Raw genomic sequence first — 15,023 nt, 5'->3', positions numbered from 1 at the left:
CGAATCAGCCCAGGTCGTCAAGAGACGGCAGCAGCGGCGACAGGATCGACCCGCCGTCAGCGGGCAGTGCCCGCTCCCGCCGCGGCCGGAGGTTCAGCCCTTTCGTAGCGCCGCGAAGAAGGTGCGCAGGTCGGCGGTCACCGCTTCGGGGACCTCCAGGGAGGCGAAGTGGCCGCCGGTGGGGAACTCGCTCCAGTGCACGATGTTGGTGTTGTCGCGTTCGGCGAGCGAGCGGATGGTCTGGAAGTCGTCGGCGAAGACCGCGACGCCGGTCGGCGCGGTGTTGATGGCCGGTTCGGCGCCGGAGTGCGCCTCGGCGTAGTGGTAGCGGCCCGCGGTGGCCTGGGTGTTGGTGAGCCAGTACAGCGTGACCTGGGTGAGGATCTGGTCGCGGGTCACCAGGCTCGTGCCGTTGCCGAAGGAGTTGAACAGCTCGCTCCAGGCCAGCTGGCCGACGGGCGAGTCCGCGATGCCGACCGCGACGGTCTGCGGCCGTGAGGCGTTGATCGCGTTGTAGCCGCCGACCGACTGGAACCACTGCATGTGCTCCAGCGCCGCGTACTCCTTGGGCCCGAAGCCGGCGAACTCGTCCGGGTCGCCCGAGGGGAAGGAGAACAGCTGCAGGACGTGCATGCCGAGGTATCCGGGCGGCTTCAGCAGCCCGAGCTCCCGGGAGATCATGGTGCCGGCGTCGCTGCCGTGCGAGCCGTAGGTCTCGTAGCCGAGCCGGCGCATGAGGGCGTCCAGGGTGCGGGCGACCCGCGCCATCGTCCAGTCCCCGCCGGACAGCGGGGTGCTGAAGCCGAAGCCGGGGATCGAGGGGACGACCACGGAGAACGCGTCCTCGGCCCGTCCGCCGTGCGCGACGGGGTCGGTGAGCGGGCCGATCATGTCGAGGAAGTCCACGAACGAGCCGGGGTAGGTGTGGATGAGCAGCAGGGGGGTGGCGTCCGGCTCGGCGGAGGGGACGTGGATGAAGTGGACCTCCTGGCCGTCGATCTCGGTGAGGTAGTGCGGGAACTCGTTCATCCGCGCCTCCTGCTCCCGCCAGTCGAACCCGTCGCGCCAGTACTCGACGGTCTCCCGCAGGTAGCTGTTCGGCGTGCCGAGGTCCCAGTTGTCGACCGCGGCGGGGCGGGGCAGCCGGGTGTTGGCCAGCCGCAGGGCGAGGTCGTCGAGCTCGGCCTGCGGGATCTCCACGCGGAAGGGGCGGATCTCGGCGGAAGCGGTCTTCGTCGTCGTCATGGCTTCACAGTAGAACCCATATAGGAAGACTTGATTCCTAGTGGTGCGGCATCATGCAGATCATGCTGGAAACTTCCGCGAGACTCCTCGCCCTGCTCTCCCTTCTGCAGTCACGACCGTCCTGGCCGGGCTCCGAGCTGGCCGAACGTCTCGGCGTGAGCGGCCGCACGATCCGCAACGACATCGGGCGGCTGCGCGAGCTCGGCTATCCCGTGGACGCCACCCGCGGCACGACCGGCTCCTACAGCCTCGGCGCCGGCACGAAGCTGCCGCCGCTGCTGCTGGACGACGAGGAGGCCGTCGCCATCGCGATCGGGCTGCGCGCCGGAACCGGCATCAGCGGCATCCAGGAGAGCAGTGCCCGCGCCCTGGCCAAGCTTGAGCAGGTGCTGCCGCACCGGCTGCGCCGCCAGGTCGCGGCGATCCACGAGTCCACCTCCCATGGACCCCAGAACACCGGCTCCAACGTCGAGGACCCCGAGGTCGACGCGGCGGTCCTGGCGCAGATCGCGACGGCCGTCCGCGACCACGAATGGTTCCGCTTCGACTACACCACCGGGCCCGACGACCGGGCGGGCGAACTGCCCTCGGGCACGGCGGCGACGTCGGGGCCCAAGCTCGTGGAGCCCTACCGGCTCGTCAGCTGGACGCGCCGCTGGTACCTGGTCGGACGCGATCCGCAGGCCGGCACCTGGGCGACGTTCCGGGTCGACTGGATCACCCCGCGCATGCCCACCCGCCGCGTGTTCACCCCCACCCCCTTGCCGGGACTCGACTACACCAGCTTCGTCCTGCGCGACGTCGCCTCGACGGGCTGGAAGGTGCACGCCCGGATCACCGTGTTCGCCCCCGCGCAGGAGGTGCTCTCGCGCATCAACGCCGCCGTCGGCGTGGTCGAGTCGGTCAGCGACGAGAAGTGCGTGCTCGTGACGGGGGCCGACAGCCTTGAGACCATCGCGGTGTACATCGGCATGCTCGGACTCGACTTCGAGGTCACCGGACCGCCCGGCCTCGTCGACCACCTCGCGGTCCTGGGCGAACGCTACCTACGCTCGATCGGCCGGATGAACAGGAGCCGCGAGAACGAGGGCGGCGGTGATGCGAGCTCGGTTCAGCGAGGTGAGCCGCCGTAGGACAGGTCGAGGCATCATCTGACCTGTGGCGTCACATCCGCGCCGGGACGGCGCGCGCGGATGCCCGCGCCGTCCCAGGGCATCAGGCCTCGGCGGTGCGCTTGGGGAGTTTCCAGCCGGGGCGGGGGAAGTGGCAGGTGTAGCCGTTCGGGTACTTCTGCAGGTAGTCCTGGTGCTCCGGCTCGGCTTCCCAGAAATCGCCCGCGGGTGTCACCTCGGTGACGACCTTGCCCGGCCACAGGCCGGAGGCGTCGACGTCGGCGATGGTGTCCTCGGCGACCGTCCGCTGCTCGTCCGAGGTGTAGAAGATAGCGGAGCGGTAGCTCGTGCCGATGTCGTTGCCCTGCCGGTTCACGGTCGTGGGGTCGTGGATCTGGAAGAAGAACTCCAGCAGCGCCCGGAAGTCGGTCCGGTCGGGGTCGTAGACGACCTCGATGGTCTCGGCGTGGGACCCGTGGTCGCGGTAGGTGGCGTTGGGGACGTCGCCGCCGCTGTAGCCGACCCGCGTGGAGACCACTCCGGGCTGCCGGCGGAAAAGCTCTTCCATGCCCCAGAAACAGCCGCCCGCGAGCAGTGCCCTCTCGGTTGCCATGTTCTCTTCCCCCTCGTGTCCTTCGTCGCTGACTACAGCGGGCGGCGCGGGAGCGTTATTCCTTGGACCGCCCCTACCGCTGCTCGGCGAGCCACTGGTCGAACGTGGTCGGCATGATGCGGGCGTCCGGGCCGGGCAGCAGCACGTTGCCCGCCGTCTCCGGGCTGAATATTCCCGACCACGTCGGCACGAGCTTCACCGTGCGGCCGCGCGCCTGGTCGGTGCGCCGGGCCATGTCGACCAGGTCCTGCGGTTCGGGCCCGGCGACGTCGCGGTAACGCCCCTGCGGCCGGCCCGTCGCGATCTCGGCGAGCACGGCCGCCACGTCCGCGGGCGCGATCGGCTGCACCAGCAGCGGCGCGATCGTGGCGACGCCGTCCCGCTCGGTCCAGCTCGCCACCATCGCGGCGAAGTCGTGGAACTGCGTGGCCGGGACGATCGTCCACGGCACCGGACCGGCGGCCACCAGGCGCTCCTGCTCTCGCTTGCCGGCGTAGTGCGCGTTGCCCTCGATGCGGTCGACCCCCACGATCGACAGCAGCACGTGGTGGCCGACGCCGGCCCGCTCCTCGGCGGCGAGCAGGTTCCGCGTGACGGCGCCGAAGTAGGCCACCGTCTCGGCCGGGTCGGCCGCGGTGCTGTTGGTGGCGTCGACGACCGCGTCGACGCCGGCCAGCACGTCGTCGAGCCCCTCGCCGGTCGTCAGGTCCACGCCGAGCGAGCGGCTGATGCCCACCACCTCGTGGCCGTCCCGCTGGAGAGCGGCGGCGGTGAGGGTTCCGATGTTCCCGGTCGCGCCGGCGACGGCGATCCGCATGGTGTCCTCCCATGTCCTGGCGGTCCTTGTCCTGGCGGTCGAGCGGAGACTATCACGGATAAAATAGATCCACGATATCTGCGATAAGCTTTCGGGGTGAAACTGCCTGTTAGCACCGAATGGGTCCTGCACTGCGCGACCACGCTGGCCCAGCTGGATCCGGGAGTCAGCGCGTCGACGGCTCAGCTGGCGCAGTACTACGACCTTCCGGCGCCCTATCTCGCCAAGCAGCTGAAGGCCCTCGTCAAGGCCGGCCTGCTCACCGCGACCGCGGGCCCGCGCGGAGGGTTCCGCCTCGCGCGGCCAGGCTCCGAGATCACGCTCCTGCAGATCGTCGAGGCCGTCGACGGCACGTCCTCGCCGTACGAGTGCCGCGAGATCCGCCGGCAGGGCCGGGGGGCGCTGCCGGCCGCCGAGTGCCGGAGCACCTGCGTCCTCGCCGCGAAGATGGCGGACGCGCACCAGGCCTGGCGGGACAGCCTCTCCGGCGTCACCCTGGCCGACGTCCTCGACACCCTCCCGCCGTCGGCGCCCGCCCGCACCCGAGCGCGCCTGGCGGAGATCACATAGCCCGGAGGAGGCTTTTCGATCTTCGCCTCGGGGGGCTCCGGGCGTCATTAGGATCCCCTGGTGCTCTTCAAACGATCTTTCGCGGGCGGCGGTCTGCTCGCCCTGCTCGCCCCCCTGGCACTGGTCGGCGCACCCCCCGTCTCCGCCGATGACGGCGAGCCCGCGGAGCCGCCCAAGGTCGAGCTGGTGCTCGACGTCAGCGGCTCCATGCGCGCCCGCGACATCGACGGGCTCAGCCGGATGGCGGTCGCCCAGCACTCCTTCGGCGCGGTGGTCGACTCCCTCCCCGAAGGGACGCAACTCGGCATCCGCGTGCTCGGCGCGCGGTACCGGTTCCCCGGCAGCTCCAAGGCCGTCGGATGCACCGACACCCAGCAGCTCTCCCCGGTCGGCCCGGTGGACAAGGCGCGGGCGAAGGCGGCGATCGCGACGCTGCGCCCCACCGGCTGGACGCCGATCGGGCTCGCGCTCCGCGCGGCGACCCGGGACCTCGGCACCGGGGAGACGACGCGAAGGATCATCCTCATCACCGACGGCGAGGACACCTGCTCGCCCCCCGACCCCTGCGAGGTGGCCCGGCAGCTCGCCTCCCAGGGCACGCACCTCGTCGTCGACACCCTCGGGCTGACCCTCAGCGACAAGGTCCGGCAGCAGCTCACCTGCATCGCCGACGCGACCGGCGGGACCTACACCGCCGTCCAGCACCAGGAGGAGCTGACCGGCCGCCTCAACCAGCTCGTCCAGCGCGCCAGGACCACCTACAAGAGAACTCCGGAGAAGGTCTCCGGGACCGCCGGATGCGCCGACGCGCCCACGCTCGCGCCCGGCGTGTACACCGACCGGGAGCGGTTCAGCGAGCACCGCTGGTACCGGGTGTCGGTGGCTCCGGGCCAGGAGCTGCGCGCCTCCGTCAGCGTCTCGCTCGACCGGACCCTGAACCCCGACCACGGCGTTCTGCTGCGCGCGGTGTCCGGGGCCGGGCAGGAACTCGTCCGCGGCACGGACGCGGGCAGCGGACGCACCGACGTGCAGTCCACCGGCCTGCGCTGGTCGGACCAGCGGACCGGGGCGGACGCCTCCGCCTCGCCGTCGCCGGACGGCGGTTCCGGCGGCACGCCGGTCTGCCTGGTGGTGAGCAACTCCTTCTCCGCCCCGGCCTCGGTGCGGACGGCGCCCGGCATGCCGCTGGAGCTGACCGTCGACCTCGTGCCGTCCTCGGACACCCCGGGCGAACCGGACCTCGGCCGCGGCTGGCTGCTGCTGATCGTGCTCGCCGGGACGGGCCTGGTCGCCGGCCTGGCCACCGGTTGGCTCGCCCGGTGGCGGGTGGCCGTCTGGAAGGAGAACTGACCATGCGCGCCTCCCTCCTCCTCGCGTCCGCGGCCGCCTGCGCCGTCCTGCCGGCGACCGCCGTGCCGGCCGCGGCTGACCCCTCCCCGAGCCCGCGACCGACGATCGGCACCGCGGGAACGTCCTTCCTGACCGCGACCACCGTGGAACCCGGGCAGCCGGTCCGCGTGCCCGCCTCGACCGGCGACTACCTGTACTGGTCGTTCGCCGCCGCGGCCGGGCAGACCGAGCGGATCGCGGTGACGGTCGCGCTGCCCCCCGCGGCGAGCCGCCACGGCGCCGCGACGTACACCATCGACGTCTTCGACGGGCTGCGCCGCCGCCAGGCGTGCACGGCCGGTCCGCAGAACGCGACGGCGGCGGCCGGGGCCGGGGCCGTCAGGCTCCGCTGCACGCTGCGGCGGGTCCGGGCGTGGGCCGAGCCGTGGTCCGACGACCCGCTGCCCGGCACCTACTACCTGCGGCTCGCGGCGAGCGGCCTGCCCGAGCAGGACCTCGGCCTGCCGATCCGGGCCGACGTGCGGATCAGCGCGAGGGACGGGGACGCCCGGCCCGCGGGCGCGAAGCTGAAGGCGCCGCTGTCCCCGGCCGTCGACCCCGGGACCACGCTCGCCCCGGGCGCCGCGCCGTCGGCGGGCCCCGTGGACTCGGCGCCGAAACCGGCGGAGCGGGTCAAGGGCTGGTTCTCGTGGCCGTCCAGCCGGTGGTGGTGGACGATCGGCGGCGGCGTCCTCGCCGCCGTCATGGCCGTCGCGGGCTACAGCCTGACCCGGCATCCGCGCCGCTGGTTCTCTACCCCGCGCTGACCACCCCGCCCTCGGCGGCAGGGAGCTCACAGCGGCCAGGGGCTCGCCGTTCAGAGGACGTCGGAGCTGATCTCGTGCAGCTTTCCGTCCGGCCCCAGGCGGAGGCGCCGAGGCGGGCCCATCCTCGGTGGCGCGGCCAGCGCTGACGGGATGTCGCCGTCCGTGAACGCCAGCAGCGCCGTGTTCGCTCCCATGCCGCTCCTCAGGTGTGTGCAGGTGGGCGCCCTCGATGAGCGAGGACTCCACGGACCGGGGCCGCCACCTCCTATTTACATACATGCGGTATGTATGTACATTCCTGAGTGATCTTCCAGAGGAGCGCGCATGCGGGCGACACAGCAGTCGGCGTGGGGAGGCACCGGGACCATGGCGCTGGTCGAGGTGGCGGAACCAGTGCCGGTCTTCGGCGAGGTGCTCGTCAGGGTCATGGCGGCCGGGGTCAATCCGGTGGACGTCTACACGCGCCGCGGGCGGGCGTACAACCAGGTGCTCGATCTGCCGTTCGTCAACGGCTGGGACGTCGCCGGGGAGGAGATGTTCGGGGGCCGTGCGGGGCTGGAGGCGCTGGAATGCCTGCGGCCGGGCGGCGTCCTGGTCAGCGGCCAGGCGGCCTGGACCCCGGGGCTGCACGAGCGCGCCGCCGACCTCGGCGTGCGCGCCGTGGACTACCTCGTCGACCCCGACGGGGCGGGGCTCGGCGCACTGGCGGAACTCGTCGCCGACGGGCGTCTCAAGGTGCACGTCGACGCGGTGTTCCCGCTGGCGGAGGCGGCCGCGGCACACGACCGCGTCGCCGAAGGCCACACCACCGGAAAGGTCGTGCTCGCCGTCGGCGAGCACGCGTGAGAGGAGGGAGACGGGGATGCCCGACGAGCAGATGACGCCGACCGAGGTCGTCCGAGCCTACGCACGGGCGAAGAGCCGCGCCGACATCCCGGCGGCGAGGTTCGCCGCTTGGCGCGAGCGTACGGAAGGGGCGGCGCGATGACGACGTACGTGCTGGTTCATGGTGCCTGGCACGGCGGCTGGTGCTGGCGCCACGTGGCCGCGCGGTTGCGGGAGGCCGGGCATGAGGTCCACACCCCGACGCTGACCGGTCTCGGTGAGCGCGCCCACCTGGCGGGCCCCGGGATCGGCCTGCGGACGCACGCGGACGACCTCCTGGGCCTGCTGAGGTACGAGGATCTCCGGGACGTCGTGCTCGTCGGGCACAGCTACGCCGGTTTCGTCGTCCGCGAGGCCGCCGACCGCATGCCGGACCGCGTCGCCCGCATCACCATGGTCGACGCCTGGGCGGGCCGGGACGGTGAGTCGCTGGACGACCTCGCCCCCGCCTTCTTCCGCGACTGGGTCGAAGGGGTCACCGTCGACGGCCTGGTCCCGCCCGGCCCCGCGGCCGCCGTCGGCGTGACGGAACCGGACCAGGTCGCGTGGCTGGAGTCCAGGCTGACGCCCCACCCGCGGCGGACGTTCTCCGAGCCGGCCCGGTTGTCCGGGGCCGTCGACGCGATCCCGTGCCGCGCGGTGCTCTGCACGCCCGACGGCCCCATGCCGTTCGCCCGGCTCGCCGACGAGCACGGCTGGGCGGCCACGGTCCTGGACGTCGGCCACGACGCCATGGTCACCGCGCCGCGCGCCCTGGCGGACGTCCTCCTGGACGAGATCCCGTGAAGCGGGGCGCCTACCTGGAGCGGGGTGCCGCGTGGCCGAGGTGAAGATCGGTTATCTGCTGCCGACCCGCGACCGGGCCGCGGGCGGTGACGACGACCTCGGCCGGCTGATCGAGCAGGCCCGGCACGCCGACGCCCTCGGGTTCGACTCCGTCTGGACCGGGGACAGCCCCCTCACCCGGCCCCGCGCCGATCCCCTGCTCCTGCTGTCCGCCGTCGCCGTCGCCGCACCGCGGCTCACGCTCGGCACCGCGATGATGCTGCCCGCGCTGCGGCATCCGATCCTGGTGGCGCACCAGCTCGCCACGCTGGACCGGCTCACCGGCGGGCGGCTGATCGTCGGGATGGGCGCCGGCTTCCCCACCGCCGGCACCGAGGCGCAGTTCGACGCGCTCGGCGTGCCCTTCCTGACCCGCTTCAGCCGCCTGGAGGAGTCGATCGAGGTGATGCGGCGGTTGTGGAGCGGCAAGGACGTGTCGTTCACCGGCCGGCACTTCGACTTCCGCGGGGCCACCCTCGCGCCCGCTCCGGCCCGTCCGGGAGGGCCGCCGATCTGGCTGGCGGGAAGCGGCGAACGGTCCCTGCGGCGGGTGGCCCGCCTGGGCGACGGCTGGTTGCCCTACCCGCCCGACGTCGCCGACTACGCGCGCGAGCGGGCTGCCGTCCACCGGCTGGCGGCCCGTCCGGTCACCGCCGCCCTGTACGCGACGCTCTGCCTCGACGACGATCCACAGCAGGCGCGCGTGCTCCTGCGCGAGAGCATCGAGCGCTACTACAACGCACCGTTGGAGCGGGTGGAGAAGATCCAGGCCATGTTCGCCGGGCCTCCGGTGGACGCCGCCGCCTGGCTGAACCGCTACATCGGGGCGGGAGCCCGGCACGTCGTCATCCGCCTGGCGGCCGGCGACCACCATGCGGAGCTGGAGCGGTTCGCCTCCCGTGTCCTGCCGCTGCTCGACGTGTGAGGATACGCGGGTGGCAACGAACACCAGTGCGCGCCGGAGCCAGCAGGAACGCACCCGGGCGACCACGGGCGCCCTGGTCGCGGCGGCTCGCGAGCTCTTCGTCGACGACGGCTTCTCCGCCACCTCCCTGGACGCGATCTGCGCCAGGGCCAAGGTGACGCGCGGCGCTTTCTACCACCATTTCAGCAACAAGGAGCACATCTTCCGCGAGGTCTACGCGGCCGAGCAGAAGAAGCTCGCCGTGACCGTCCGGCAGGCGTTCCGTGCCGAGCGGGATCCGTGGGACGGGATGTTCGCGGGCTGCCGCGCCATGCTGGAGGCGTCGCTGGAACCCGCCGTCCGCCGGATCACCCTGGTCGAGGCGCCGGGTGCGCTCGGCTGGTCCGCCATGCGCGACATCCAGGCGGGGTGCAAGGACCAGATGCGGCGCGGGCTGGCCATCGCGGTCGAGGCCGGGTGCATCTCCGAACGGCCGCTGGATCCCGCCACCTCGCTGCTGTACGGCGGGATCTGCGAGAGCGCCCTGGACATCGCGCGCGCCACGGACCAGCACGCCGCGGTGGAAGGTTCGCTGGCGGAGCTCCGCCGGGTGCTCGCCGGCGTCGCCGGCCGTTCGGCCGCGGGCTGCGCCCACAAGGAGGCTTCCTGAGCCTGGACGCAGCCCGGGTCGTTCAGGGCCTGCGGCCGTGGAAGGTGCGGCGCAGGTCGCTCACCCAGGCGTCGGGGTTCTCCCAAGGGATGAAGTGGCCGCCGTGGTCGTGGGCGTTGACGTTGACGTGGTTGAACCAGGCGCTCTGCGGGCCCGTCTTGAACGCTCGGACCCGCTCTTCGGCGGTGTGGACGCCGGGCGGGTTCTCGTACGTGACGAAGGTGAGGCCGACCGGGGCCTGCACGACCGGCGTGCGGTCGTGGGAGGGGGTCCAGGGGTAGCGGTTGGCGTTGGCGTAGTACCGCATCGACGTGGCGATGGAGTTGTTCACCCAGTAGATCGTGGCGTGGGTGAGCAGGTCGTCCTTGGTGAAGACGGACTCGACGTCACCGCCGCTGTCGCTCCAGGCGTTCCAGCGCTCCAGCAGCCAGGCGAGCAGTCCGGCGGGCGAGTCGCTCAGGCCGTGGGCCAGGGTGGCGCCGTCGAGCATGTGCACGGTGAGGTGGGACGCCGAGCGGCGGTCCATCTCGATGATGCGGGCGCGGACCTCGGCGGGCTGGTCGTCGGTGAGGGGCCGGTTCCGGGCGAAGTCCCAGGCGCGGGGGCCGTTGAAGAAGTCGAGCGGCAGCCCGGAGCCGATGTGGATGCCGTACAGCTCGTCGGCGTACTTGTGGCCGAGCTGGCTGGTGACGATCCCGCCGATGTCGCAGCCCCCGGCCGCGTACTTCTCGTACCCCAGAATCTCCGTCATCAGCGTGTGCCAGAGGTCGGAGACCTTCCAGAAGTTGACGTCCGGAAAGCCGGTGAGCGGGCCGGGGAAACCGAAGCCGGGCAGGGACGGCACGATGACGTCGAACGCGTCGCCGGGGTCGCCGCCGAACGCGGCCGGGTCGGCGAGCGGGTCGATCACCTTCGACCAGTGCCAGAACGTCCACGGCCAGCCGTGGGTGAGGATCAGCGGGATCGGACGGGGGCCGCGGCCCGGCTTGCGCATGAAGTGCACCGGTACACCGGAGACGCTCACCTGGTAGTGCTCGTAGGCGTTGATGGCGGCCTCGGCCTTGCGCCAGTCGTAGCCGTCCCGCCAGTAGGCGACCAGCCCGCGGAGGTAGCCGTCCGGGACGCCGTAGGACCAGTCCTCGTTCCCCTCGTCCAGCGGCGGACGGGTCAATGCGAGACGAGCGCGCAAGTCGTCGAGGGCCTCGTCGGGCACATGGATCGCCGTCGGTTCCAAAGGGAAGGCGTTCGAGGTGGTCATAGCGAGCTGTCCCCTTCCTCGCCGTCGAGAATCCTCGGAGGACTAGGTGATGTCTTCGGGGAGGAGGGTGGCGAGTTGTTCGGTGGTGAGTTCGATGCCGCTGTTGGCGAGTTGTTCGGTGCGGCGGGCGTGGGCGGTGATGGCGGACCGGACCAGCTTGTCGACTTCGCGGCCGTTGCCTTCACGGAACCGGTCCCGGTTCGCGGTCAGATAACCGGTCAGGGCCTCGCGAGTGGCATCAGGAACGCGGTAGTCGGCTGCTTCGGCCTTCTTGACGAAGATGGACGCCAGACCCTCGACGGGGTAGGGCTGGAAGGTCAGCGTGCGCGCGAACCGGGACGCCAGACCCGGGTTGGTGGCCAGGAACCCCTGCATCTCGTCGGTGTACCCGGCCGCGATCACGATGACCTCGTCGCGGTGGTCCTCCATCAACTTGACCAGGGTGTCGATGGCCTCCTGCCCGAAATCGTGCCCCGACCCGCCCGGCCGCGACAACGTGTAGGCCTCGTCGATGAACAGCACCCCGCCCCGGGCGCGCTCGAACACCTCGGTGGTCTTGTGCGCGGTGTGCCCCACGTACTGCCCGACCAGATCGACGCGCGCCGCCTCCACCACCTGCCCCTGCGCCAGCACCCCAAGAGCCGTCAGCAACTCCCCGTACAGGCGCGCCACGGTCGTCTTGCCCGTGCCCGGCGGACCGGCGAAGATCAGATGCCCGGTAAACGGCTCGGCCTCCAGCCCCGCAGCCCGGCGCCGCCGCGCCGAGGCAAGCAGGTCCAGCAAGTCCTTGATCTCCCGTTTGACCTCCTCCAGCCCCGTCATCGCCGAAAGCCGCGCCAGCACCTCGGTGACCTGCCCGGCGTCGCGGGCCTCCCCGAACCGCGCCGCCAGCCCCGCGTCTACATCCAGATCCTCGGCGACCAGCAGGCTCAGCTCCTCGCCGGACGGGAGCTCCTCCAGATCAGCCAGGCGCTGCGCCTGCCGCTCCACCGCGGCCTCGAACACCTGCCGCGCCGCCCGCCCGTTCCCGAACGTCGCGTCGCGGCGCTGCCCCGCGAAATGCGCCAGGATCGCCGCACGCGCGTCATCGGCCAGCCGATACCCGTCCCGCGCCGCGTTGGACTCGACGATCTGGACGAGTTCGGCCGGGCTGTAGTTCTCGAACTCCACCGTCCGGGAGAACCGCGACTTCAACCCCGGATTGGCGGCCAGGAAGTCGCGCATCTCCGCCGAGTACCCCGCCGCGATCACCACGACCTCGTCGCGATGGTCCTCCATCAACTTGACCAGGGTGTCGATGGCCTCCTGCCCGAAATCGGTCCCCGTCGCCTTCCGCGACAACGTGTAGGCCTCATCGATGAACAACACCCCACCCCGGGCCCGCTGGAACACCTCCGACGTCCGCAGCGCCGTGCCGCCGACGTTCTCCGACACCAGATCAGCCCGGCTGACCTCCACCACCTGACCCTTCTCCACCACCCCCAACGCCGCCAGAATCCCCCCATACAACCGAGCCACCGTCGTCTTGCCCGTCCCCGGCGGACCCGCGAACACCATGTGCCGACCGATCATCGGACCCGGCGGCAACCCCGCAAGCCGCCGCTGCTCAGCCACCTTCTGAAGATTCGTCACCTTCCGGATCTCACGCTTCACCCCCGCAAGACCCACCATCGCCTCCAACCGGCCCAGCAGCGCATCCGCCGACCCGTCGACCGGCGCCTCCGCCACGGGCGGCGCGGTCTCGGGCTCGGCCGGCGCCTGGCTCCCGGGCTCGGCCGGCGCGTCCCCGACGGACTCGGCCTGCGCGCGCTTACTGGCCTGCGCGGCGGCCAGATCGAAGTCGAACAGGTCCGGCCTTCCATTGCGGACGCTCGTCAGATCCTCGATCCGCACGCTCGCCCCCAGGCAGGCGAGGATGCCCCGGCCGAGGTTGTCCGCCAACATGCAGCCGCGGGCGGCGAGCTCGCCGTCCGGTTCCACGCTCACGCCGGCGAGCTTGCTGCCGGTGACCGTCGTCCCTTCCATCCGGACGCGCGCGCCTCCGTCGATCTCGACGCCGACCCGCCCCGAGTCGGCGACCCGGCCCCGGACGATCGCGACGATCGAGTCCCGGGCGAGGAACATGGCGTTGCCGGGCGTGTCGACGACCTCGCAGTCCTCCAGGAGGGCGGTGCCCTTCTCGATGACCACGCCTGCCCGTTGCGGCGCCTCCATCCTGACCCGCCGCGCGGTCAGCGAGCCGCCGGTCGCCACCCACAGCGCGTCGGTCCCCGCGCCCGTGACCAGGCAGTCGTCCGCGGTGAGGCCGCCCTTGTCGACCACGGCGACGGCCGTTTTGCCGGTGCCGCGGATCACGCAGTCGCGGAGGACGACCTCCGCGCGCTCCTCGATCCGGAGCCCCGAGTCGACCGGATCGGTGACCGTGCACCGCTCGAGCACCGGCTTGGACCCCTCGGTCGCCCAGACGGCGTGCCCGCCCGCCTCGCTGATCTGGCACGACCGCATGGTCAGCGTGCTGCCGCTGCGGACCGCCACCGCGTTGCCGCCCGTCCCGGTGACCGAGGTGGCCTCCATGAGCCCGGACGAGGCGCTGTACACGACCGCGCCCTCCTGCACCTCGCAGTTGCGCAGGGTGAGGTTGGCGCCCCTCGACGCCCGCACGGCGATCCGGCCCCGGGTCATGAACTCGCACTGTTCGGCGACGATGGTGCCTTCAGCGACCTCCAGCGCGAGGCCCTTGTCGCTCCAGTTCCGGACGATGAGCCCCTGCAGCGTCACCTTTCCGGTGACCTCGACCGTGCCGACGGTGCGGCCGTCGAGCGTCACCGAGCCCAGCCCCTCGACGGCCGTCATCACGAAGTCGCTCTTGCTGCGGAAACCCGTGTTCGGGTACGAACCCGGCTCGATCAAGATGTGCCGTCCAGGCGGTGCGTTCGGCGGGAGCGGCGCCTTCAGCGCCTCCAGTACGGTTCGAAACGCCCCGGGGGAGGTCAGGGACACGACCAGACGATGCAACGAGACTCCTCACGAATCACCGTAATGGTGGCATGAGCAGACCCGTTCTCGCCTCGGTTGACCGCCTCGAAGTGGCCGACCGCCTCGAAGTGCGGAGACGGTGCCCCACCGCTTCGCCTTCCACCAAGCCCCGCCCGCGCCGCACCGCGTCAAGCCCTCGCGATGAAACGGTCACCGGTGAGGGGGTATGCGCTCAAGCTTGGTCCAGCCGGTCCAGCCTCTCCGCTTCAGCAGCTCGATCAGGCGGCGGGCTTGCGGCACGGTGTCGAACACCCGTGCGTCCATCAGCTCGACCAGCGGTGGATCGAGGTCGGTGTCGTCGACGTAGTCCTCGCCCTGTTCGTCGGCCATCTGCGTGATGTAGTCGGCCAATTCGTCGGTCGCCTCGACCAGCCGCATGTCGTCGCCGCTCTGGTCGAGGGCCTGGCCGAGCGAGCGGTAGAAGGCGACGAGCCGCGGGTCGTCGATCTGCCGGCGCTTGCGCGCCGCCCACTCCGCGACGCGCTCGGGTGAGTGCGCGGCCAGCAGGATCCAGCCGTCGCGCTCGACCCGGACGATCCGCTCGTCGATGCCGAGCGCCCGCAGCCGATCGAGATACCCGACCACCTCCGGCGGCAGCGCCAGGTGGTCTCCTGAGGCCAGCCGGGCGATCTGCGCGCGGTGGAGCCGTCGCTGCCGGATCTCGGCGCACAACCGCCTGTCGATGTCCGCGACCGCCGCGGCGAACTCTTCCTCGTCGGCCCGCAGGAGCTGCCGCACCCGTGCCAGCGGGACCCCCGCCCGGGCGAGCGTCCGGATCTTGATCAGCTCGATCACGGCGCCCGCGTCGTATCGGCGGTACCCGGAGCGGTCCCGCTCCGGCTCCGGCAGCAGTCCCCTGGCGTGGTAGTGCCGCACCGTGCGCACCGTCACTCCGGCGTAGGACGCCAGCTCGCCGATCGTCAGCATCCCAT

At 71.8% G+C, this 15,023-nt stretch carries 15 protein-coding genes; 8 read left to right on the top strand and 7 right to left on the bottom strand.

Translation table 11 applies throughout. The annotated features are described in order from the left end of the window. Positions 1–93: 93 nt before the first annotated feature. Entirely contained in the window at positions 94–1,245 is a 1,152-nt protein-coding gene (locus AB0K37_RS11430; RefSeq protein WP_363978389.1) for an epoxide hydrolase family protein, read from the bottom strand. Positions 1,246–1,307: 62 nt separating this feature from the next. Here AB0K37_RS11430 and AB0K37_RS11425 point away from each other — a divergent pair, with 62 nt between their 5' ends. Continuing rightward, a complete protein-coding gene (locus AB0K37_RS11425; protein ID WP_363978386.1) occupies positions 1,308–2,378 on the top strand; it encodes a WYL domain-containing protein in 1,071 nt (356 codons plus the stop codon). A gap of 82 nt (positions 2,379–2,460) precedes the next feature. Here the strand turns inward: AB0K37_RS11425 and msrA are convergent, their stop codons facing one another. Both msrA and AB0K37_RS11415 read right to left on the bottom strand, forming a co-directional pair. Continuing rightward, complete coding sequence (gene msrA / locus AB0K37_RS11420; RefSeq protein ID WP_363978383.1) at positions 2,461–2,970, bottom strand: peptide-methionine (S)-S-oxide reductase MsrA; 510 nt, start codon at positions 2,968–2,970, stop codon at positions 2,461–2,463. Between the two features lie 73 nt (positions 2,971–3,043). After that, on the bottom strand, positions 3,044–3,787 hold the full coding sequence (locus AB0K37_RS11415; RefSeq protein ID WP_363978381.1) for an NAD(P)H-binding protein: 744 nt from the start codon (positions 3,785–3,787) through the stop codon (positions 3,044–3,046). 96 nt (positions 3,788–3,883) lie between these two features. Here AB0K37_RS11415 and AB0K37_RS11410 point away from each other — a divergent pair, with 96 nt between their 5' ends. From AB0K37_RS11410 to AB0K37_RS11400, 3 genes are read left to right on the top strand one after another with little or no spacing between them, the layout of a single operon-like run. After that, positions 3,884–4,357 (top strand): Rrf2 family transcriptional regulator, encoded by a 474-nt coding sequence (locus tag AB0K37_RS11410; RefSeq protein ID WP_363978378.1) that lies wholly within the window; start codon positions 3,884–3,886, stop codon positions 4,355–4,357. A 60-nt stretch (positions 4,358–4,417) separates the two neighbouring features. Further along, on the top strand, positions 4,418–5,707 hold the full coding sequence (locus AB0K37_RS11405; protein WP_363978375.1) for a VWA domain-containing protein: 1,290 nt from the start codon (positions 4,418–4,420) through the stop codon (positions 5,705–5,707). Between the two features lie 2 nt (positions 5,708–5,709). Continuing rightward, positions 5,710–6,513, top strand: a complete 804-nt coding sequence (locus AB0K37_RS11400; protein ID WP_363978372.1) for a hypothetical protein — start codon at positions 5,710–5,712, stop codon at positions 6,511–6,513. Between the two features lie 50 nt (positions 6,514–6,563). On the opposite strand, the gene AB0K37_RS11395 is transcribed toward AB0K37_RS11400, so the two are convergent. Next, positions 6,564–6,707, bottom strand: coding sequence for a hypothetical protein (locus AB0K37_RS11395; RefSeq protein WP_363978369.1), 144 nt, complete (start codon positions 6,705–6,707; stop codon positions 6,564–6,566). Positions 6,708–6,837: 130 nt separating this feature from the next. On the opposite strand from AB0K37_RS11395, the gene AB0K37_RS11390 reads away from it, so the two are divergent. The 4 genes from AB0K37_RS11390 (at position 6,838) to AB0K37_RS11375 (ending at position 9,797) form a co-directional block, all read left to right on the top strand. Next, positions 6,838–7,359 carry a zinc-binding dehydrogenase gene (locus AB0K37_RS11390; protein ID WP_363978366.1) on the top strand — a complete coding sequence of 174 codons (522 nt, stop codon included), beginning with the start codon at positions 6,838–6,840 and terminating at the stop codon, positions 7,357–7,359. Positions 7,360–7,497: 138 nt separating this feature from the next. Then, positions 7,498–8,184 carry an alpha/beta fold hydrolase gene (locus tag AB0K37_RS11385; RefSeq protein WP_363978363.1) on the top strand — a complete coding sequence of 229 codons (687 nt, stop codon included), beginning with the start codon at positions 7,498–7,500 and terminating at the stop codon, positions 8,182–8,184. A 31-nt stretch (positions 8,185–8,215) separates the two neighbouring features. Continuing rightward, entirely contained in the window at positions 8,216–9,148 is a 933-nt protein-coding gene (locus AB0K37_RS11380) for an LLM class flavin-dependent oxidoreductase (protein WP_363978360.1), read from the top strand. Positions 9,149–9,158: 10 nt separating this feature from the next. After that, entirely contained in the window at positions 9,159–9,797 is a 639-nt protein-coding gene (locus AB0K37_RS11375) for a helix-turn-helix domain-containing protein (protein WP_363978357.1), read from the top strand. A gap of 22 nt (positions 9,798–9,819) precedes the next feature. Here AB0K37_RS11375 and AB0K37_RS11370 read toward each other — a convergent pair whose 3' ends face one another. The 3 genes from AB0K37_RS11370 to AB0K37_RS11360 form a co-directional block, all read right to left on the bottom strand. After that, positions 9,820–11,055, bottom strand: coding sequence for an epoxide hydrolase (locus AB0K37_RS11370; protein ID WP_363978354.1), 1,236 nt, complete (start codon positions 11,053–11,055; stop codon positions 9,820–9,822). A gap of 42 nt (positions 11,056–11,097) precedes the next feature. Further along, positions 11,098–14,070 (bottom strand): AAA family ATPase, encoded by a 2,973-nt coding sequence (locus AB0K37_RS11365; protein ID WP_363978351.1) that lies wholly within the window; start codon positions 14,068–14,070, stop codon positions 11,098–11,100. Positions 14,071–14,241: 171 nt separating this feature from the next. Continuing rightward, positions 14,242–15,018: a MerR family transcriptional regulator gene (locus AB0K37_RS11360; protein WP_363978348.1), complete on the bottom strand. Its 777-nt coding sequence runs from the start codon at positions 15,016–15,018 to the stop codon at positions 14,242–14,244. Positions 15,019–15,023: the final 5 nt, after the last annotated feature.

Source organism: Actinomadura sp. NPDC049753 (assembly GCF_040674655.1).
Lineage (GTDB): Bacteria > Actinomycetota > Actinomycetes > Streptosporangiales > Streptosporangiaceae > Spirillospora > Spirillospora verrucosospora.
The sequence above is the reverse complement of the archived record's forward strand: the minus strand, read 5'-3'. Positions and strand labels throughout refer to the sequence as shown.